At 70.6% G+C, this 18,653-nt stretch carries 12 protein-coding genes; 7 read left to right on the forward strand and 5 right to left on the reverse strand.

Annotated features, from left to right (window positions below; translation table 11 throughout):
* The first annotated feature begins 122 nt into the window (after window positions 1-122).
* From SSP29_RS15565 to SSP29_RS15580, 4 genes are all read left to right on the forward strand, one after another.
* The gene (locus SSP29_RS15565) at window positions 123-2,051 is read left to right on the forward strand and encodes a hypothetical protein (protein WP_089101224.1); all 1,929 of its coding nucleotides are present in this window, start codon (window positions 123-125) and stop codon (window positions 2,049-2,051) included.
* 157 nt (window positions 2,052-2,208) lie between these two features.
* Window positions 2,209-3,105 (forward strand): metal-dependent hydrolase, encoded by an 897-nt coding sequence (locus tag SSP29_RS15570; protein ID WP_089101225.1) that lies wholly within the window; start codon window positions 2,209-2,211, stop codon window positions 3,103-3,105.
* Window positions 3,105-4,133, forward strand: coding sequence for a PDR/VanB family oxidoreductase (locus tag SSP29_RS15575; protein ID WP_089101226.1), 1,029 nt, complete (start codon window positions 3,105-3,107; stop codon window positions 4,131-4,133). The genes SSP29_RS15570 and SSP29_RS15575 overlap by 1 nt, the downstream gene beginning before the upstream one ends.
* Window positions 4,134-4,189: 56 nt before the next feature.
* Window positions 4,190-4,879: a TetR/AcrR family transcriptional regulator gene (locus SSP29_RS15580; RefSeq protein ID WP_089101227.1), complete on the forward strand. Its 690-nt coding sequence runs from the start codon at window positions 4,190-4,192 to the stop codon at window positions 4,877-4,879.
* Window positions 4,880-5,039: 160 nt separating this feature from the next.
* Here SSP29_RS15580 and SSP29_RS15585 read toward each other — a convergent pair whose 3' ends face one another.
* The 3 genes from SSP29_RS15585 to pulA all read right to left on the reverse strand — a co-directional run bounded on the left by SSP29_RS15585 (window position 5,040) and on the right by pulA (window position 12,492).
* The gene (locus SSP29_RS15585) at window positions 5,040-5,396 is read right to left on the reverse strand and encodes a 5-carboxymethyl-2-hydroxymuconate Delta-isomerase (protein ID WP_089101228.1); all 357 of its coding nucleotides are present in this window, start codon (window positions 5,394-5,396) and stop codon (window positions 5,040-5,042) included.
* A 34-nt stretch (window positions 5,397-5,430) separates the two neighbouring features.
* Window positions 5,431-7,053 carry a fused response regulator/phosphatase gene (locus SSP29_RS15590; protein WP_089101229.1) on the reverse strand — a complete coding sequence of 541 codons (1,623 nt, stop codon included), beginning with the start codon at window positions 7,051-7,053 and terminating at the stop codon, window positions 5,431-5,433.
* A gap of 72 nt (window positions 7,054-7,125) precedes the next feature.
* Window positions 7,126-12,492 (reverse strand): pullulanase-type alpha-1,6-glucosidase, encoded by a 5,367-nt coding sequence (gene pulA / locus SSP29_RS15595; RefSeq protein ID WP_089101230.1) that lies wholly within the window; start codon window positions 12,490-12,492, stop codon window positions 7,126-7,128.
* A gap of 189 nt (window positions 12,493-12,681) precedes the next feature.
* On the opposite strand from pulA, the gene SSP29_RS15600 reads away from it, so the two are divergent.
* Together SSP29_RS15600 and SSP29_RS15605 are read left to right on the forward strand one after the other, a co-directional pair.
* Entirely contained in the window at window positions 12,682-14,754 is a 2,073-nt protein-coding gene (locus SSP29_RS15600) for a carbohydrate-binding module family 20 domain-containing protein (protein ID WP_089101231.1), read from the forward strand.
* Between the two features lie 134 nt (window positions 14,755-14,888).
* A complete protein-coding gene (locus SSP29_RS15605) occupies window positions 14,889-15,494 on the forward strand; it encodes a DUF4232 domain-containing protein (protein ID WP_089101232.1) in 606 nt (201 codons plus the stop codon).
* 1 nt (window position 15,495) lies between these two features.
* Here SSP29_RS15605 and SSP29_RS15610 read toward each other — a convergent pair whose 3' ends face one another.
* Window positions 15,496-16,272 carry an SDR family NAD(P)-dependent oxidoreductase gene (locus SSP29_RS15610; protein ID WP_089101233.1) on the reverse strand — a complete coding sequence of 259 codons (777 nt, stop codon included), beginning with the start codon at window positions 16,270-16,272 and terminating at the stop codon, window positions 15,496-15,498.
* Between the two features lie 86 nt (window positions 16,273-16,358).
* Between SSP29_RS15610 and SSP29_RS15615 the strand changes: the two genes are divergently transcribed.
* Window positions 16,359-17,225: a helix-turn-helix transcriptional regulator gene (locus SSP29_RS15615; RefSeq protein ID WP_089101234.1), complete on the forward strand. Its 867-nt coding sequence runs from the start codon at window positions 16,359-16,361 to the stop codon at window positions 17,223-17,225.
* On the opposite strand, the gene SSP29_RS15620 is transcribed toward SSP29_RS15615, so the two are convergent.
* Window positions 17,201-18,574: an alpha-amylase gene (locus SSP29_RS15620; protein ID WP_089101235.1), complete on the reverse strand. Its 1,374-nt coding sequence runs from the start codon at window positions 18,572-18,574 to the stop codon at window positions 17,201-17,203. The genes SSP29_RS15615 and SSP29_RS15620 overlap by 25 nt on opposite strands.
* Window positions 18,575-18,653: the final 79 nt, after the last annotated feature.

The following is an 18,653-nucleotide window of genomic DNA, read 5'->3' on the forward strand; positions in this document are numbered from 1 at the left end:
GGGCCCGTCCCCTTCGATACGGCTGCGGGGCGCGAAGCACTCACATCGGCTCACATCGTGCGGACACCGCAGTGTCACCCTTGTGGCGGTGACCAACCAACGGGTCGCTCGTTCTTCAGGACGTGCAGTCACAGGATGTAGCCCAGCGTCACGCAGCCGCCTCCGCCGGAGCCCCGCATCCGGCCGTCGATGTCGAGCAGGCCGAGGCCGCGCTCGTCGAGCACTATCCCCGGCTGGTCCGGCTCGCCTACCTGGTGCTGCCGCCGGGGCTCGCGCGCGGCCGCCGCGTCCTGACCGCGCACTCCCTGGTCCAGCGGGCCCTGCCCCGCGGCCGCAGGCAGGTCCCGGTGATCCCGGCCCAGGCGAACGGGCGGCAGACCGACCCCGGGTACTCGCTGGTCCGGCTCGAAGTGGTGCGTACGGCGCTGGAGGCGGGCCGGCCGCTCCGGCTGACCGCGTGGCCCAAGCGCGCCCAGCTGCCGCCGCTGCTCCCCCAGGTGTGGGGCCTCAGGCTCTTCCCGCGTTCCGGGGGCGCCGACGAACTCGCCCTGGACCAGCGGCTCGCCGGCCTCTCCGGCCCGGCCCGCGCCGCCTACGCGCTGCGCGGCCTGGAACAGCTCCCCGACGGCGACGTCCGCAGGATCCTGCGGGCGGTCGGCGTCGAGCACCCCGAGGGCGCGCTCGCCGAGGCGAACGGCGTCCCGGCCGAGTATCCGCTGCTCGACTCCCCCGAGTTCGACCCCTGTTCGCTGCAGGCCCGGCCCACCGACCTGATGCGCCGCCGCCAGCACACCAAGGCCGCGCTCGCCGCCGCTGCCGCCCTCGCGGTGTGCGGGGCGCTGGTCGCGCTGCCGGGCGGCGGCTGGGGCGCCGACGGCGCGGCCGCCCCGGTGTACGCGCAGAACCCGGCCGCCCAGGCCGCCCTGGACCCGGCCCGGCTGGCGAAGGTCCCGGCCACCGCCTGGCAGACCGCCGCGCGCACCGACTTCTCCGTCTGGCCGGCCCGCGGGGCCCTCACCGGCGACACCGCGCTGCTGCGCCGCGCCCTCGCCGTCTGGGCCCGCCCCGGCGACACCGTCCGCGTCTCGGCGACCCCCGGTACCCAGACCGGCGGCCCGGCAGGACCGCCCCAGCTGCTGTACGCGGGCGTGGTCGACAGCGCCCGGGTGGTGGTCTTCTACGACGGTCTGCGCATCGCCCGCTACGCCGAACCGAAGGACGGCACCGAGGGCGCCGCCCTGGACTTCGCCCGTGTCGACGGCGCGACCGGGGCGGAGGCGAGCGCCCTGGTCCTCGGCCGCGCCGACGGCAACGTCCGCTATCTGACGGCGCCCTGGGTGACCAAGGCGGCCGAGCGGGACCTGATGAAGCCGACCGCGGGGGCGATGGACCTCGGGCTGGCCGACGGGGTGACCGGGCCGCAGGCGAGCTCCGCGCTGCAGCAGGGGGCGTGCACGTCCTGGAACGTGCTCCAGCTGACCGACGCGCAGGGTGTGCACCTCGCGACCGACCTGGGCGAGCTGGTGCCGGCCCGGCTCACCGCCGGGCGGCCCGGCGAGACCGGCGAGGCCTCGGGGGCGGCGGCGCTGCGCGACTGGGCGCCGTTCGCCTGCTCGCTGGCCGCGGAGCGGTCGGCCGGGGTGCGCAGTGTCAACGCGTGGGCGTTCGCCGAGCAGCAGCTGCCGGACGCCGGCGGCACCGGGTCGTGGGTGTGCACGCGTGCCGAGACCTGGCGGGGCGACGGGACCGTGGCGCTGGCCCAGTTCCGGACGCCGGGCAGCCGGTACGGGGCGGTCGCGGCCAAGGGGACCGATGTGACGGCCTGCGGTCCGCGCGATCCGCAGGTGCTGGCCGGGGTGTTGTGGAAGTCTGAGGGCGGCCAGTGGTACCTGCTGGCCGCGGGCGGCCGCGACACCGCGTCGATCCGGGCGACCGGCGGGGTCACGGCGTCGGCGCAGGGGACGCAGTTGGTGGCCAAGGCGAAGCAGGGGGCGCAGGCCGAGCTGGAGGGGACGCTGGTGGATGGCGGCGAGGTCAGCGGGTTGCGGTGAGTCCGGCACCGCCGGTGCGCGCCGTCGTGGTTGATCGCCGTTGCGGCGGAGAGAACTTCTTGTCGGAGGCGGGAGGGACAGTCTCTTGCTGACGCTCGCGTAAATAAGGTCCGCCCGAGGTCTTCTCAGGCCACCTACCCGTCAGTACATTGACGCCATGTCCAACAAGCAGCCGCAGCCGGTGCAGTCCGAGCACATCGCGCTCAAGGCCCGCAACGTGTCCTTCGCCTGGAAGGACACCCCCCTGCACTGGGTGCCCGGCGATCCCTTCGCCACGCACACCATCAACGTGCTGCACATGCTGCTGCCCGCCGGCGAGCGGTGGTTCGTGCACGTCTACAAGCAGGTGCTGCCCCTCATCCGCGACGAGCGGCTGCGCGAGGACGTCATCGGGTTCATCGGGCAGGAGGCGATGCACTCCCAGGCCCATGACGAGGTGCTGCCCCACCTCAGGGAACAGGGGCTCGACCCGACGCCGTACACCGCGCAGGTCGACTGGTTCTTCGAGAAGCTGCTCGGCGACCGGACCCTGCCGCCCGGGAAGGCCAGGCGCTGGTGGCTCCTCGAACGGGTCGCGCTGATCGCGGCCATCGAGCACTACACCGCCTTCCTCGGCGACTGGGTGCTCAACGCCGAGGAGCTGGACCGGCGCGGCGCCGATCCGATGATGCTGGACCTGCTGCGCTGGCACGGCGCCGAGGAGATCGAGCACCGGTCGGTCGCCTTCGACCTGTTCCTGCACGTCGACGGCAGCTACCGGCGCCGGGTGCGGACCTGGGCGACGGCGTTCACGGCGATCGTGTTCCTGTGGCAGCGCGGCGCCCGCTTCTTCATGGCGAACGACCCGACGCTCGCCGAGGGCCGGGCCCGGCTCCGGGACTTCCATCTCGCCGGCCGGCGCGGCACGCTCCCCACCACCGGCGACATGCTGAGGTCGATCCCGACGTACCTGAGCCGCGGCTACCACCCCTCCCAGGAGGGCTCCACCGCCCAGGCGGTCGCCTATCTGGCCTCCTCCCCCGCCGCGCTGGCCGCCGAGAAGGAGGGTGCGTGATGCCCAGGCTGCGGACCGTCGTCGCCGTCGCGGGCGCCGCGCTGCTCGTGAAGCGGGCCCTGCGCCGCCGTATCGAGGCCTCTCCGCTGTGGCCGATGCCGGCCCTGGATCCGCCGACCTCCGGGCAGCCGCGCGCACGGACGTTGCGGCTGCTTGTCGCCTCGCGCCGGACGATCGCCGACGGGGTCGTCCAACTGCGTCTGGAGGGCGGGCGGTTGCCGGGCTGGGAACCGGGTGCCCATCTCGACGTGGTCCTGCCGTCCGGGCTGGTCCGGCAGTACTCGCTCTGCGGGGATCCGGCCGACACCTCGTCGTACACGATCGCCGCCCGGCTGGTCGCGGACGGGCGGGGCGGTTCGCGGGAGGTCCACGAGCAGATCGCGGAGGGCATGGAGCTGGAGGTGCGCGGGCCGCGCAACCGTTTCCCGCTCGTCGAGGCCGGGTCCTATGTGTTCGTGGCCGGAGGCATCGGGATCACGCCGGTCCTGTCGATGGTGCGGGCCGTGCCGGAGGGGGTGGCGTGGCGGCTGCTGTACTGCGGGCGGAGCCGCGGGTCCATGCCGTTCCTGGCGGAGTTCGCCGGGGACGACCGGGTCACGGTCGTCGCGGAGGACGAGGACGGGCGCCCCGACCTCGACGCGCTGACCGTCCCGGAGGGCGCGGCGGTGTACTGCTGTGGTCCGGAGGGGCTGATGGCGGCGGTGGCGGAGCGGTTCCCGGCGGTCCGGCTCGAACGTTTCGCGCCGCGCGCCGAGACCGGCGGCAACCACGCCTTCGAGCTGGAACTCCGGCGCAGCGGACGGACGCTGACGGTCCCGGCCGACTCGTCGGTGCTGGCCGCGGTACGGGCGGAGCTGCCCGACACGGCGTACTCCTGTGCGCAGGGTTTCTGCGGGACCTGTCAACAGCGTGTGCTGGAAGGGGAAGTGGAACACCGCGACGAGCTGCTGACGGACACGGAGCGTGCCGGATCGATGCTCATCTGTGTATCGCGGGCGCGAAGTGGGAGACTTGTGCTGGATCTGTGAACACCTGTGAAGGGTCGGGTCCGTGGGAGGCCGGATCCGATCGGTAAGGTGTTCGCATGACAACCGGGGTACGCCGCAGGATGGGAGTCGAGGAGCGGCGGCAGCAGTTGATCGGCGTCGCCCTCGAACTGTTCAGCCGTCGCTCGCCCGACGAGGTCTCCATCGACGAGATAGCCTCGGCCGCGGGCATCTCGCGGCCGCTCGTCTATCACTACTTCCCCGGCAAACTCAGCCTGTACGAGGCCGCGTTGAAGCGTGCCTCGGAGGATCTCGCGGGCCGCTTCGCGGAGCCGCACGAGGGCCCGCTCGGGGCCCGGCTGCTGCGCGTGATGCGCCGCTTCTTCGACTTCGTCGACGAACACGGGCCCGGCTTCGCCGCGTTGATGCGCGGCGGCCCCGCGGTCGGCTCCTCGGCGACCAACGCGCTCATCGACTCCGTACGGCAGGTCGCCTACGAGCAGATCCTCTCCCACCTCGACATCACCGAGGCCCCGGCCCGCCTCGAACTGGTCATCCGTTCCTGGATCTCGCTCGCCGAGTCGACGGCACTGATCTGGCTGGACGGGCGGCGCATTCCGCGCGGCGAGCTGGAGGTGCAGCTCGTCCATGACTTCGCGGCGCTGACGGCGGTGAGTGCGGCGTACGACGAGGAGATGACGGCGCTGGTGAAGCGGATGGTCCAGGACGAGCCGACCGACGGCCCGTTCGCAGACCTCGCCGCCCGACTGATCGCGTTGGCGGGCTAGCCCCCCGGTACGGGCCGTTGGACGGCTGCGGCGCCGTGGGGGCTGGTCGCGCAGTTCCCCGCGCCCCTTACGGGGCCTCAGGCAGCGCCCCCGAAGGGGCGCGGGGAACTGCGCGACCAGCCACGACGGCGCGCCAGCCGAACAACCGGCAGAAGCAGAGCTAGCCCTCGTACTTCCGGTACGACGGGTCCAGGTCCCGTACCTCTGCCGACGCGTGCAGGACGAACCCGTCCGGCTTCAGGTACTCCCGCAGCAGCTCCAGGGTCGTCTCGGTCAGCTTCGCCTTGGTCTCGTCGGTGCGGCCGGCGAGCAGGCCGAAGGTGACGTGCACGATGACGTGCGCCCCCTCGGTGTCATAGCCGAAGGCGGTCGCGTCGGCGGCGCGGAAGAGCGTCTTGCAGGCCTCGGGCTTGGCCGCCGCGATCTCGACGACGGCGCTGTGCAGGGCCCTGGCGAAGCCCTCCCGGTCGAAGGCGGGGCCCGCCGTGGCGGTGTAGTCGACGGTGATCTGCGGCATCAGCGCTCCTGTTCTACGGCTGCTGAGGGCCAGCCTAGTTCGCCAGGCTCAGCGCCAGCAGGGCGACGTCGTCCTCGCGGTCCCGGCCGAAGCAGGTGAGGAGGGTGTCGCACAGGGCCTCCAGGCCGGGCAGGGCACCGCCGGCGGCGGCCCGGAGGTGTTCCATCGAGACCGCGAGGTCGGTGCCGCGGGTCTCGATCAGGCCGTCGGTGACCATGAGGAGCCGGTCGGTGGGTTCGAGGACCAGCTCGGTGGGCGGCGGGTGCGGCAGGCCCACCCCGAGCAGCGGACCGGACGCCTTGACGTACTCGGCGCTGCCGTCGTCACCCAGTATCAGCGGCGGGATGTGGCCCGCGTTGGCGATGCGGGTGCGCCCGGTCCCGGGATCGATCAGGGCCAGGCAGACGGTGGCCGTGACATCGGCGTGGTAGTGCCGCAGCAGCTGGTCGAGCCGTTCGGCGAGCGCGGCCGGGTCGCTCTCGGTGAGGCAGTAGGCGCGCAGCGCGTGCCGGAGTTCGACCATGACGGTGGCCGCGTCCAGCGAGTGACCCACGACGTCTCCCACCGCGGTGAGCACCCCGTCGCCGACCCGGAGCGCGGCATAGAAGTCGCCGCCGATCTCCGTCTCGTGCGAGGCGGGTTCGTAGCGCACCGCTATGTCGACGCCCGGCAGCTCCGGCAGCTGGTGCGGACGGGGCAGGAAGCTGTGCTGGAGGGTGAGCGCGACATGCCGCTCCACCTGGTACATGAGCAGGGGCTCGGCGGCGAGCGCGGTGGCCTGGGCCAGCCGGGCGAGCAGCGCCTCGCCCTCGGGGCTGACCCGGCGCAGCCCGCGGGTGGGCGTGGCCAGGCAGACCGGTGCCTTGCCGTCCTGGGTGAGGACGAGCGCCAGCCGGGCGTCGTGCTGCACTCCGGGCCGGAAGAACCCGGCGGGCCACAGCGGCGCCGGCACGGTGGTGATCCGCACCCCGGACTGACCTTTGGTGAGCCGCCGCAGCAGGGCGCGCACGGTCCGGTGTGCGTCCTCGTCGGGCAGCACGAGCGAGGTGCGCTCCCGGTACAGGCCCCGGTACAGCTCGTCGTCCTGGTCGAGGACGAAGACGGCGGCGGGGCAGCCGAGGAGCCGGGCGGCGCCGTCGGCCGCGGCGTCGGCGAGTTCGTGCAGCGAGCGGGCCGCCTGGATGGTGACGATGGTCTCCGACAGCAGCCGCAGCCGCCGTACCAGCGCCTGGTCGTCGGCGCGCAGCCGGGCGGCGCGCACCGCGGCCCGGACCGCGGCCTCGATGTCCTCCGGCTCGGCGGGCACCGTCAGATAGGCCTCGGCCCCCGAGTCCAGCCCCGGGCAGCGGTCCGCGGGTACGACGGAGAGCGCGGAGAAGTGCACGACGGGCAGACCGGCCATGTGCGGCCGCGCCTTGAGCCGGCGGCACAGCTCGAAGCCGCTCATGTCCGGCAGGTGCACGTCGATGAGGGCCACGTCGGGCAGATTGCCCTTGCGCCGCCGTACGTCGAGTTCGCCGAGCGCCTCGCGGCCGCCGGTCACCGCGACGACCTCGTGACCGGCCCGGCGCAGCACGCTGCCGATCGCGTAGCGGCTCGCGGCCGTGGCGTCCACGACCAGCACGGTCGTGTCTGTCAGCTTGCCGTTGACGTCCATCTTCCCAGCCCCTGGACAACACCGGTGGGGCGGGCCCGGTGCCGGGCCCGCCCCACCAAGGTAAGGCCACTGTCACGTGGTCCGGGAGAACACCGCCACCGTGCGCCCCGGAACGGTGAACGTACCCGTTTCCCGCTCGTACGAAGCGGACTTGACGACGGAGTCCGCGCCCGAGGCCTGCACCGGGTGCAGCCGGTAACCGGTTCCGGCCAGGGTGCCCACCCGCTGCTCCTGCCGCTCCGGGCTCGCGTTGAACACGACGACCAGGTCACCCAGTTCCATGGTGATCACCCCGGGCGTCTCGTCCTTGCCGGAGAGCGGGAAGGAGAGCTCCGACTGCACCTGCGCGGCCGTGCCGAGCGAGAACGCCTTGTCGGTCGTCCGGATCCGCAGCAGGTCCTGGTAGGCGGCGGAGGTACCGTCGATCTGCGGGCACCCGACCTTCACCGAGGTCAGCAGCGGCTTCGCGTAGGACCACTTGGACTGGTTGTCGGCGGCCGTCGGCAGCCCGCGGCCGAAGCCGTTGCCGTCGGCGCAGTTCCAGTGGATGGCGTTGAACCAGTCGCCGCTGTCGAAGGAGTTGCGGTCAAGGGACTTGGAGCGCAGCAGGTCGGTGCCGGCCTGGGAGAGCGAAGGCCCCTGTGAGAGGGCGGCCGTGGCCATCGCCAGGACCTGCATCCGGGCCCGGTCGGACGCGGAGGTGCCGGCCGGCAGTTTGTACGTCAGCGCGTCGAACAGTGACTCGTTGTCGTGGGCGTCGACATAGGCGAGGGCGTCGCCGGGCGCGTCGGCGTATCCGGCGGGCGAGCCGTTGTAGTCGATCTCGGCGCCGGTGACCTCCTTGCCGTCGGTGTCGGTGAACCGGTACTTGGCGAGGTTGCCGGTCAGCCCGACCTTGATCAGGTCCTGGTAGTGCAGGAGTCGGGCCTTCTGCTCGGCCTCGGTGCCGTTGGCCGTCGAGGAGTTGGGGTCGGTGTAGAGGCCGGACGCGAAGCCCTGGATGCCGGGGTCGTCGTCGAAGGGGCTGCCGCCGCGCACCGCGTCCCGGGCGCGGTCGGAGAAGGTGGCGATGCCGGTACCGGCCATGTTCTGCTGAGTGGCCTGGACGAACCGGGCGTCATTGGCGACCTCGCCGAAGTTCCACCCCTCGCCGTACAGGATGATCTTCTTGCCGTCGACGCCGTGCTTCTTCAACGTCAGCGCGTCGAGCGCCTTCCGGACGGCCAGGATGTTGGCCTTCGGGTGGTGGCCCATCAGGTCGAAGCGGAAGCCGTCGACCTTGTACTCCTTCGCCCAGGTGACGATCGAGTCCACCACCAGCTTGCCCATCATGGCGTTCTCGGGCGCGGTGTTGGCGCAGCAGGTGCTGTTGGCGACGCTGCCGTCGGCGAGCAGCCGCTGGTAGTAGCCGGGCACGATCTGGTCGAGGACGGAGGTGTCCGCCTCGCCGCTGGCCGCCGTGTGGTTGTAGACGACGTCCATGACGACCCGCAGCCCGTCGTCATTGAGCGACTTGACCATCTTCCGGAACTGCACGGTACGCGCGGTGCCGTCCGGGTCGGTGGCGTACGACCCCTCGGGGACCGTGAAGTGGTACGGGTCGTAACCCCAGTTGTAGGCGTCCTTCGCGGCGACCGCCGAGACGCACTCCTGCTGCTTCTCCGAGTCGGCGGGGTAGGAGGCGAGGTCGCAGTCGGGGCTCGCCTGGTCGGACTTCTTCTCGGGCACGGTGGCGAAGTCGAAGACCGGGAGGAGATGGACGTAGGAAGTCCCGGACTTGGCAAGGGCCTTGAGGTGCTTCGAGCCGTCGCTGCCCTTGTCGGTGAAGGCGAGGTAGGTGCCCCGGTCCGCGGCCGGGACCGTGGAGTCCGCCACCGAGAAGTCCCGGACGTGCAGCTCCTGGATCTGGGCGTCCTTCATCGGTACGGCCTTGGGCTTGGTGTAGGTCGACCAGCCGCCCGGGGTGAGGGACTTGTCGTTCAGGTCGACGACGAGGCTGCGCTCCGAGTCGGCGGTGAGGGCGACCGAGTAGGGGTCGGTGACCTTGTTGGTGACGACCTTCCGGACAGTGGGCGCCCACACCTTCACGACGTACCGGTAGGGCTTGTTCTTCCAGGACGCGGGGCCGGTGACGGACCAGACGCCGGTGGCGGAGTCGCGGTGCATCGTCTTCAGCGAGCCGTCGAGTTCGAGGGCGACGCTCTGCGCGGTCGGCGCCCACACGGAGAGGGTCGGTTTTCCGTGGTGGAAGACCGGGCCGAGGGCGGCCTTGGCGGCCGTCGCGTACACGTCGTCGAGCACCCCGGCGATCTGCACGCCGGTCGCGGCCAGCACGGCCCCGTTCGAGGCTCGTTGGGAGGCGACGAGCTGTCCGCCGAGCGCCTGGCGCACCCGGTCCCGGTCGCGCGGGTCGACCGACCAGGCCGTGTAGTCCTTCAGGTAAGGGAACTCGGCCTTCTGGGCGTCGGTGAGGGTGGTCTTCGTCAGCCGCAGCCACCGCTCGTCGTCGCTGGTCAGCGTCCCGTCCTTGACGGCGACCGAACCGTCGCGGGAGTAGACCAGCTGGGTGGAGACCGCGCCGTCGACGCCGTCCCAGGCGACCGTGTTCCGGTCGATCCAGACCGCCTTGGAGGTGGACAGGTCGAGCGCGGCCGCGCTGCCGGCGGGCTGCGGGAGCAGGTGCTTGTCCTGGCCGTTCAACAGCCACACCTCGTAGCCGTCGGACTTGAGGTCGAGGGACTGGTCGGCGGCGAGGTCCTTCTCGTCGCCCTTGTGGATGATGTAGCTGAGGCTGGTGGCGCCCTCGGTGAGCGGTACCTCGAAGACCGCGCCATAGGCGTCGGTCCGCACCGGCTTCAGGGGGTTCGACCAGTCGGTGGGGTTCGCGGCGCCCGTCCAGACGTGCAGGCCCCAGCCGTCGTAGTCCCCGTCGGCGCGGTGGTAGTGGATGACCGCCTTGGTGGTGTCCTGGGCGGGGTAGTCGGGCCTTGTCGTGCGTACGTCCGCCTTCCCCTGCTCGATCCAGACCTCGCCCGTCTTGGTGACGTCGATGGAGCGGTCGGCGGAGACGTCCTTGTTGCCGTCCTTGTCGACGACGAGGAAGCCGACGTTCGTGGCGCCGGGCTTCAGCTTGACGTAGGCGAAGGCGCCGTACGCGTCGCGGCCGACGAAGGGGTGGCCGGCGGGCCAGGTGGTCGCCTCGCCGTCGGCGAGGTCGCCCCAGGCGTACAGGCCCCAGTTGTCGTAGTCGCCGTCGGTGCGCTTGTAGTGGACGACCGCGTAGTCCCGGGAGGAGGCGGTGGGCGTCTCGGCGACGGGCGGGGTGCCGCTGGTGCTCTCGGCCAGGGCACTGGAGATGCGCCCGGCGGAGTCGACGACGACCGCCTTGTAGCGCAGGGCGGTGCCGGCCGGGAGATCCTTGGCGAGGGTCTGGGTGACCTTGTAGGGGGCGTGGTCGGCGGAGCCGAGGGTGGTCCACCTGCCGTTGCCGGTCTGGGCGGCGAAGACGACGCGGTCGAGCTGGCCGCCGGTGACGTTCGCGGTGAGGTCGACGGTGCCGGTGGCGCCGGCGGCCGGGGCCTGGAGGGTGATCGTCGGGGCGGTGGCGGGCTTGTCGAGGGGGCCGGCCGCCTTGTAGACGACGGCGGACTCGGCGGGGACGGTGACGGTCACGCGGTTGTCCGTACCGGAGGCGACGGTGCCGTCGGTGCCGTAGAGCGCCCGGTAGCGCATGCCGGCGGAACCGGTGGCGAAGGTCGCGGTCTGCGCCGTACCGGCGTTGTTGAGGGCGACGACGTACTCCTGGCCGGTCCCCGCGTCCGTCCGGGTGAAGGCGTAGACGCCGGCGCCGTCGGCCGCGTAGCGCTCGGTCTGGACGCCGTCGGCGAGGGCCGGGTTGGCCTTGCGGAGCTTGGAGAGAGCACTGATCTGCTCGTAGAGCGGCGCACTCGTGTCGTAGGAGTCGCTCGCGGCGGTGCGGTCGGTGCCGATCTCGTCGTCGTCCAGGTAGTCGGCGACCTTCGACGCGAACATCGTCTGCCGGGCGTCCTTGTCCCCGCCGGACCCGGTGAAGCCCTGCTCGTCGCCGTAGTAGACGACCGGGTTGCCCCGGCTGAGGAACATCACCTCGTTGGCGAGCCTGTCCTTGGCCAGCAGCTGCGCGTCCGTGGCCTTCGGGTTGTCCTGCTCCAGGAAGTACCCGATCCGGCCCATGTCGTGGTTGCCGAGGAAGGTGACCTGCTCGTAGGCGTTCGCCTTGTCGGTCGTGTACTTGTAGTCGTCGCCGAAGACGCTCGACAGCTTCTGTGCGCTGCCGCCCTGGGAGGCGTAGGAGCGGGCCGCGTCCTGGAAGGGGAAGTCGAGGGTGGCGTCGAGGCGGCCCTGGGTGACGTACGGCGAGGTGACGGACGTGTCGGCGGAGTAGGTCTCGCCGAACATGAAGAAGTTCCTACGGCCGTGCTGCGCCGCGTACTTGTCGAGCGCGGTCGCCCACTGGGTCCAGAACTCCATGTCGACGTTCTTGACGGTGTCGATCCGGAAGCCGTCGATGGCGAAGTCCTTCACCCACCGCTCGTAGATCTTCTCCATGCCGCTGACGACCTCGGGCCGCTCCGTCCACAGGTCGTCCAGGCCGGAGAAGTCGCCGTAGGTCGCGGACTCGCCGGCGAACGTCGAGTCACCGCGGTTGTGGTACATCGTCGGGTCGTTGAGCCACGACGGCACCTTGCTGTCGCTCGTCACGGTCGGCGTGCGCGGGAAGGAGGCGGTGGAGACGGCCGGGAACCTCTTCTTCCCGTCCGCGTAGTCGGCGTCGTCGAAGGGCTGCCCGTCCTTGGTCAGGTAGGGGAAGGCGCCCTTGGAGAGGTAGTCGTAGGACTTCTCTTCGTAGTCGACGACGTCGGCGGTGTGGTTGGTGATGACGTCGAAGAAGACCTTCATGCCCTTGGCGTGCGCCTTGGAGATGAGGGTCCGAAGGTCCTTGTTGGTCCCGAAGTGCGGGTCGACCTGGGTGAAGTCGGTGATCCAGTAACCGTGGTAGCCGGCGGAGGCGTTGCTCCCCGTTCCCTGCACGGGCCTGTTCTTGAAGATCGGCGCCATCCAGATGGCGGTGGTGCCGAGCCCCTTGATGTAGTCGAGCCGGTTGGTCAGCCCCTTGAGGTCGCCGCCCTGGTAGAAGCCCTTGTCGGTGGGGTCGTAACCGGTGGAGAGACGGGAGCCGGTGAGGCCGCCCTTGTCGTTGCCGGTGTCGCCGTTGGCGAAACGGTCCGGCATGACGAAGTAGAACTGCTCCCGGGTGTCGTCGTGCCGGGCGGGCGCGGCGGCGAGCTTCGCGTCGGAGGGCGGGGCGGGCGGGGCGGCGGCGTGTGCGGCGACGGGCTGCACGAGCGCGGCGGCGAGGGCGGCGACGGCGACGGCCGCGACCCGTCTGACATGTATCACCGGTGTGAACTCCTAGCGATAGCGGCTCTCTTGGGTCCGACCCGGCGCGACCGTACCGCTAACGAAAGGTTTACAGCAAGAGGCTTGAAACTCACAGCAAGAACTTTCACGGGGCGTATTGACGCGATGTCTCAACTGGCCCACGCTCCAGGGTTGTTGAAGCCTGTCCCTCTTGTTTCGGAGCCGCACATGACCGGACACCGCCCTCCGGGTGTCTTCAGACGCACGGCCGTCGCGATCGCCGCGGGCGCCCTGGCACTCGCGGGCGTCGTCGCCCTGCCGGCCACCGCCGCGCAGGCGGACACCACCACCAAGGGCGATGTGATCGCCAACCTCTGGGAATGGAACTGGAACTCGATCGCGTCCGAGTGCACGAACGTGCTCGGCCCGGCCGGGTACGGCGCGGTGCAGGTCGCCCCGCCGTCCGAGTCCCTCAAGCAGTCCAGCTACTACTGGTGGGACGTCTACCAGCCGTACTCGTACACCCTGAACAGCCGTTTCGGGACGGCGACGCAGTTCGCCGCGATGGTCACCGCCTGCCACAGCGCGGGCGTGAAGGTCTACACCGACGCGGTCATCAACCACACGGCCGCGCAGACCGGCACCGGCTACGACGGCACCACCATCACCAACAAGTACGACACCCCGGACTGGGACCCGAGCGACTACCACACCTCCGCCGACTGCCCCACCTCCGACCTGACCATCCAGGACTACTCGAACCTCACCCAGGTCCAGAACTGCGAACTGCTGGGCCTGCCCGACCTCAAGACCAGCGCCGACAACGTCCGTTCGGGTCTCGCGGCCTTCCTCAACAAGCAGATCGCGCTCGGCGTCGACGGTTTCCGGGTGGACTCGGCCAAGCACATCCCGGCCACCGACCTGGCGGCCATCGTCGCCAAGCTGAACACCACCACGTCCGGCGCGGCGCCGTACGTCTTCGACGAGATCTACCCGGGCTCGACCCCGCAGCCCAGTGACTACTACGGCTCCGGTGACGTCCTGGACTTCACGTACGCGAGCAAGATGAAGTCGGCCTTCCAGGGCAATGTCTCGGACCTGGCGTCGCTGTCCTCGTCCGGCATCCTGCCCGCCGCCAACTCCGTGTCCTTCGTGACCAACCACGACACCGAGCGCAACGGCCTCGACATGAGCTACAAGGACGGCGACAGCTACCGGCTCGCCAACCTCTTCCAGCTCGCCTACAAGTGGTCGACGCCGACCGTCTACTCCAGCTGGCAGTGGACCCAGAGCGACCAGGCACCGCCGAACTCCGCCGGCTTCGTCACCGACACCGACTGCTCCAGCGGCTGGAACTGCCTCGACCGCGACACCGCCGTCGTCGGCATGGTCGCCTGGCACAACGCGACCGGCAGCGCCGCCGTCTCCGACTGGTCGACCAAGTCGTCCTCCGTCATCGGCTTCGGCCGCAGCGGCGCCGGCTTCTTCGCCGTCAACAACGGCTCGTCCTCGGCCACCTACACCTTCGCGACGGGCATGGCCGACGGCACCTACTCCGACGTCATCGACGGCGGCGCCACCAAGGTCACCGTTTCCGGCGGCACCGCGAGCATCACGATCCCCGCGAAGGACGCCGTCGCCTTCTACAACTCCTCCTACACCTGCACGGTCGGCTGCGACGACGGCGGCAGCGGCGGCGGCTCCACCTCCACGGTGACCGCGACCTTCAACGAGTACGCGTCCACCACGACCGGCACCAACGTCTACGTCGTCGGCTCCATCGACGCCCTGGGCTCCTGGGACACCTCGAAGGCGATCCAGCTGTCGTCCTCCGGGTACCCGATCTGGTCGGGCGCGGTGAACGTGCCGATCAACACGTCCTTCCAGTTCAAATACATCAAGAAGGACAGCTCGGGGAACGTCACCTGGGAGTCCAACGCCAACAGGTCTGCCACGAGCGCGACTTCGGCGCTCTCCCTCGACAACTCCTGGAACGTGGCGAACACCGACGCCACGGACGTCACCTTCAACGAGTACGCCACCACCACCTACGGCACCAACGTCTACGTCGTCGGCTCCATCGCCTCCCTCGGCTCCTGGAACACGAGCGACGCGATCCCGCTGTCCTCGGCGTCGTACCCGACGTGGAGCAAGCTCGCGATCGTTCCGAAGAGCACCACATTTGAGTACAAGTTCATCAAAAAAGACAGCTCCGGAACCGTGACGTGGGAGTCGGGCACGAACCGCTCCTACACGACGGGGACCTCCTCCGGCTACACGACAAGCGACACCTGGAAGTAGGCCCGGAAAGATTCCGCGGCCCGGCGCGAACAAATCCGCGGTGTCGTGCATCGAACCTCGTGTACAGCACCAGAGGACGGCACGGGGCGCAGACCACGCCCCGTGCCTCACGACACGAGTGGAGCGTCGTCGCCGTGAACGAAGACCTGAACACCTACAGCACCGACACCGCCGGGTCCGCGGGCAGGCACCGTGCCCGCCGCGGGTTCAGCCGCGCCAAGCTGGCCGGAGGCGCGGCCGCCCTCGCCGGTCTGGGCCTTGTCTGGGCGGGTACCGCCAATGCCGCGACCCCGGCCGCCGCCAAGGCCACGCCGACCTGCTCCGCCGCCGCGCTCAAGGCCACCTTCGGCCAGCAGCTCGCCGGCGGCATGAACCACCAGGGTGTCGTCATCACGCTGCGCAACCTCAGCGGAAAGACCTGTGCGCTGCGCGGCTACCCCGGCCTGGGCCTGGAGAACTCCGCGCACAAGGCGATCACGACCCACACGCACTGGGGCAACACCTGGTACGCCAAGGACCCGGGCAAGAAGACCCTCGTCCTCAAGGACGGCCAGAGCGCCGAGGCCGTCGTCGCCTGGACCCACGCCAACACCGGCACCTCGGGTGCGGTGCACGCCTCCTACCTGGAGATCACGCCGCCCGCCTCGACCAAGCACAAGACGCTGGCGTTCCACGAGTGGGTCGACCACGCCGACCTCTCCGTCACCGCGCTGGCCAGGCACATCAACGTCACTCCCTGAGTCAGGCCCCTGCGCCGCCGTCCACGCGCAGAACCGTGCCCGTCACGTAGGAGGCACGGTCGCTGAGCAGCCAGGCGGCGGCCTCGGCGATCTCCTCGGGGGCGGCCGTGCGGCCCAGCGGGGTCGTGGACCTCATCCGGTCGATGACGCCCGGGGTGGCCGCCTCCCATTCGCGGACCATCTCGGTGAGCGTGCCGCCGGGGGCGATCGCGTTGACGCGGATGCCCTCGGGGCCGTAGGTGACGGCCGCCGACTCGGTGAGGCTGTTGACCGCGCGTTTCAGGGCGCCGTAGACCGGCAGGACCGGGTTGGCGCGCAGGCTGCCGACGGAGGAGTTGTTGACGATGGCGCCGCCGGAGGCGGTGGCGCGGATGGCCCTGACCTCCTCGGCCATGGCGAGCCAGACGCCCTTGAGGTTCACCGCGGTGATCCGGTCGAAGTCCGCCTCGGGGAGTCCGTCCACGGGGCCGGGCTGCTGGATGGTCGCGCCGTTGTTGAAGGCCAGGTCGAGGCGGCCGTAGACCTCCACGGTGCGGTCGACGGCGGCCCGGACGCTCGCCGCGTCGGCCAGGTCGCAGACCGCGTAGTCCGCGCTGCCGCCCGCCGCCCTGATCTCCTCGGTCACCGTCTTGAGCTGGTCCTCCGTGCGGGCCGCCAGCAGGACCCGGGCGCCCTCGCGGGCGAAGAGCCGGGCGGCCGCCGCGCCGATGCCGCGCCCGGCTCCGCTGATGAAGGCGACCTTGCCGGCCAGAAGGCCTGTGTTCACCGTGTTGTCCATGGCTTCGAGCCTGCGACCGGGCGCGGGGCCCATCCAGGCACCGGCGGTACCTGGATGCGGCCGGGCGCCCGGCGCACACTGGTGGCGTGGACAGGCAAGAACTCGCGGCTTTCCTGCGCAGCCGACGTGAGCGGATCTCCCCCGCCGAGGTGGGGCTGCCGCGCGGTCCGCGCCGCCGCACGCCCGGGCTGCGGCGCGAGGAGGTGGCGCAGCTGGCGTTCATCTCGACGGAGTACTACACACGCCTTGAGCAGGCCCGGGGGCCGCGGCCGTCGCGTGAGGTGCTGGGCGGGCTGGCGCGGGCGCTGCGGCTGTCGGACGCCGAGCGCGGGCATCTCCACCATCTCGCCGGAGCGCCGCCGGGACCGCCGCCCGGGCCCTCGCGCGAGGTCCGGCAGAGCCTGCTCGACCTGCTGCACCGGCTTCCGCAGGCCGCCGCCTTCGTGACCTCCGCGACCTTCGAGGTGCTGGCCTGGAACGAGCTGGCGGCCGCCCTCATGGAGGACTTCTCCGCGCTGCCCCCGCGCGATCGCAACCTCATGCGCCGCGCCTTCCTCACCCCGCGCCCGGCGGGCAGCAGGCTGTACGGGGTGTCGGACGTGGACACCTTCGCCCGGCTCTCGGCGCAGCGCCTGCGGGCCGCGGCGGGCCGGTACCCCGACTCGCCCGAGGTGACCGGCCTGGTGGCCGAACTCCTCGCCGGGAGCGAGGAGTTCAGGCGGCTCTGGGAGTCGCACGACGTGTCCGCCGAGCCCACCCTGGTCAAGACCTTCCGGCACCCGGTGGTGGGTCCCGTCACCGTCAACTGCGACGCCCTCGACATCACCGACCGGGACCAGCAGGTCGTGATCTACACCGCGACCCCGGGTTCACGGTCCGAGGAGGCGCTGCGGCTGCTGTCGGTGATCGGCACCCAACGGATGGACCCTCAGCAGGCGGACTTCCCGGCGTAGATCGCGAGGGCGGTGTTCGAGGCCAGGGTGGCGGTGAACTGGCCGCTCGAATTGACCGTCACCGACGTGTTCGCCTGCACGTTGCAGTACGTCCCGGCCGGCAGTGACGTCTGGTACGTCCGGGTGAGCGAGCCCGACTCGTGGTTGATGGCGACGTAACCCTTCGCGCCCCGTCCGAAGGCGATCGCGTCGGCGCCGTCGTCCCACCAGTTCGTCATCGACTCGCCGCGCACCGCGTTGCGGAAGGCGACCATGCGGATGATCTCCGGCCAGGCGTGCTGGCACTTCCAGCCGTCCTGCCAGCAGGCGTTGACGACACCGTTGTTGGGCGGCCCGGCGTCGGCGTCGGACCACTCGTAGCCGGAGTTGATGTCCGGGGCGCCGTACGGGTAGGCGAGCATGAAGACGTTGGCCAGGGTGTAGTTGGCGCCGTCCTTGTAGTTCAGCGTGGAGCCGTTGCGCTCGGTGTCGTGGTTGTCGACGAAGACCCCGGCGACCGAGCTGCTCATGTACCCCCAGCCCTCGCCGTAGTTCTTCAGGTAGGCGAGGTTCTCGTCGTTGAAGACGCGCTTGAGGTCGTAGGCGTACCGGAACTCCTGGACGTCCCCGTTGCCGGTGTACTCGGTCGGCTGGACGGCCTCGCCGGCGCCGTAGATGACCTCCTGCTTCCAGTACACGGACGGGTTGGTCAGCCGGGTCTTGATGTTGGCGAGGTCCTCGGCCGGGATGTGCTTGGCCGCGTCGATCCGGAAGCCGTCGACGCCGAGGCCGAGCAGGTCGTTCATGTAACCGGCGATCGCCGACCGGACGTACTCCTCACCCGTGTCCAGGTCGGCCAGGCCGACGAGTTCGCAGTGCTGGACGTTCCAGCGGTCGGCGTAGTTGGAGACGAGCGAGGTGCAGTCGTCGAAGTCGTAGGAGGAGTACAGGCCGGGGTAGTTGTACTTCGTGTACGACGAGCCGCCGGTGCCGGTGCCGCTGCCCGCCGACATGTGGTTGATCACCGTGTCGACGACCACCTTCACACCGGCCGTGTGGCAGGTGTTCACCATGTTCTGGAAGGAGGTGCGGTCACCGAGTCTGCCCGCGATCTTGTACGACACCGGCTGGTACGACGTCCACCACTGCGAGCCCTGTATGTGCTCGGCGGGCGGGGAGACCTGGACGTACCCGTAGCCTGCCGGGCCCAGGGTGTTGGTGCACTCCTTGGCGACCGAGCCGTAGTTCCACTCGAAGAGGACGGCGGTGACGTCCTTGGTGCCGGGCGGGGAGGCCGACGCGACGGACGGGGTCATGACAAGGGCGGCCACCGTGAAAGCGACGGCCCCGGAGAGGGCTCTGCGTGCCATGTGGGGTTCCTTCACCGTTGAAGGCGCTTGCTGAAATATTGCAGCAAACTTGCGGTGACGCAGATGTTAAAGGCCCGCT

The organism is Streptomyces hyaluromycini, from assembly GCF_002217755.1.
Taxonomy (GTDB): domain Bacteria; phylum Actinomycetota; class Actinomycetes; order Streptomycetales; family Streptomycetaceae; genus Streptomyces; species Streptomyces hyaluromycini.

Excerpts from the sequence above, each read along its gene's own strand:
- SSP29_RS15570 (WP_089101225.1), top strand. The coding sequence starts at position 2,209 with ATGTCCAACAAGCAGCCGCAGCCGGTGCAGTCCGAGCACATCGCGCTC.
- SSP29_RS15575 (WP_089101226.1), top strand. The coding sequence starts at position 3,105 with ATGCCCAGGCTGCGGACCGTCGTCGCCGTCGCGGGCGCCGCGCTGCTC.
- SSP29_RS15580 (WP_089101227.1), top strand. The coding sequence starts at position 4,190 with ATGACAACCGGGGTACGCCGCAGGATGGGAGTCGAGGAGCGGCGGCAG.
- SSP29_RS15585 (WP_089101228.1), bottom strand. The coding sequence starts at position 5,396 with ATGCCGCAGATCACCGTCGACTACACCGCCACGGCGGGCCCCGCCTTC.
- SSP29_RS15590 (WP_089101229.1), bottom strand. The coding sequence starts at position 7,053 with ATGGACGTCAACGGCAAGCTGACAGACACGACCGTGCTGGTCGTGGAC.
- SSP29_RS15600 (WP_089101231.1), top strand. The coding sequence starts at position 12,682 with ATGACCGGACACCGCCCTCCGGGTGTCTTCAGACGCACGGCCGTCGCG.
- SSP29_RS15610 (WP_089101233.1), bottom strand. The coding sequence starts at position 16,272 with ATGGACAACACGGTGAACACAGGCCTTCTGGCCGGCAAGGTCGCCTTC.
- SSP29_RS15620 (WP_089101235.1), bottom strand. The coding sequence starts at position 18,574 with ATGGCACGCAGAGCCCTCTCCGGGGCCGTCGCTTTCACGGTGGCCGCC.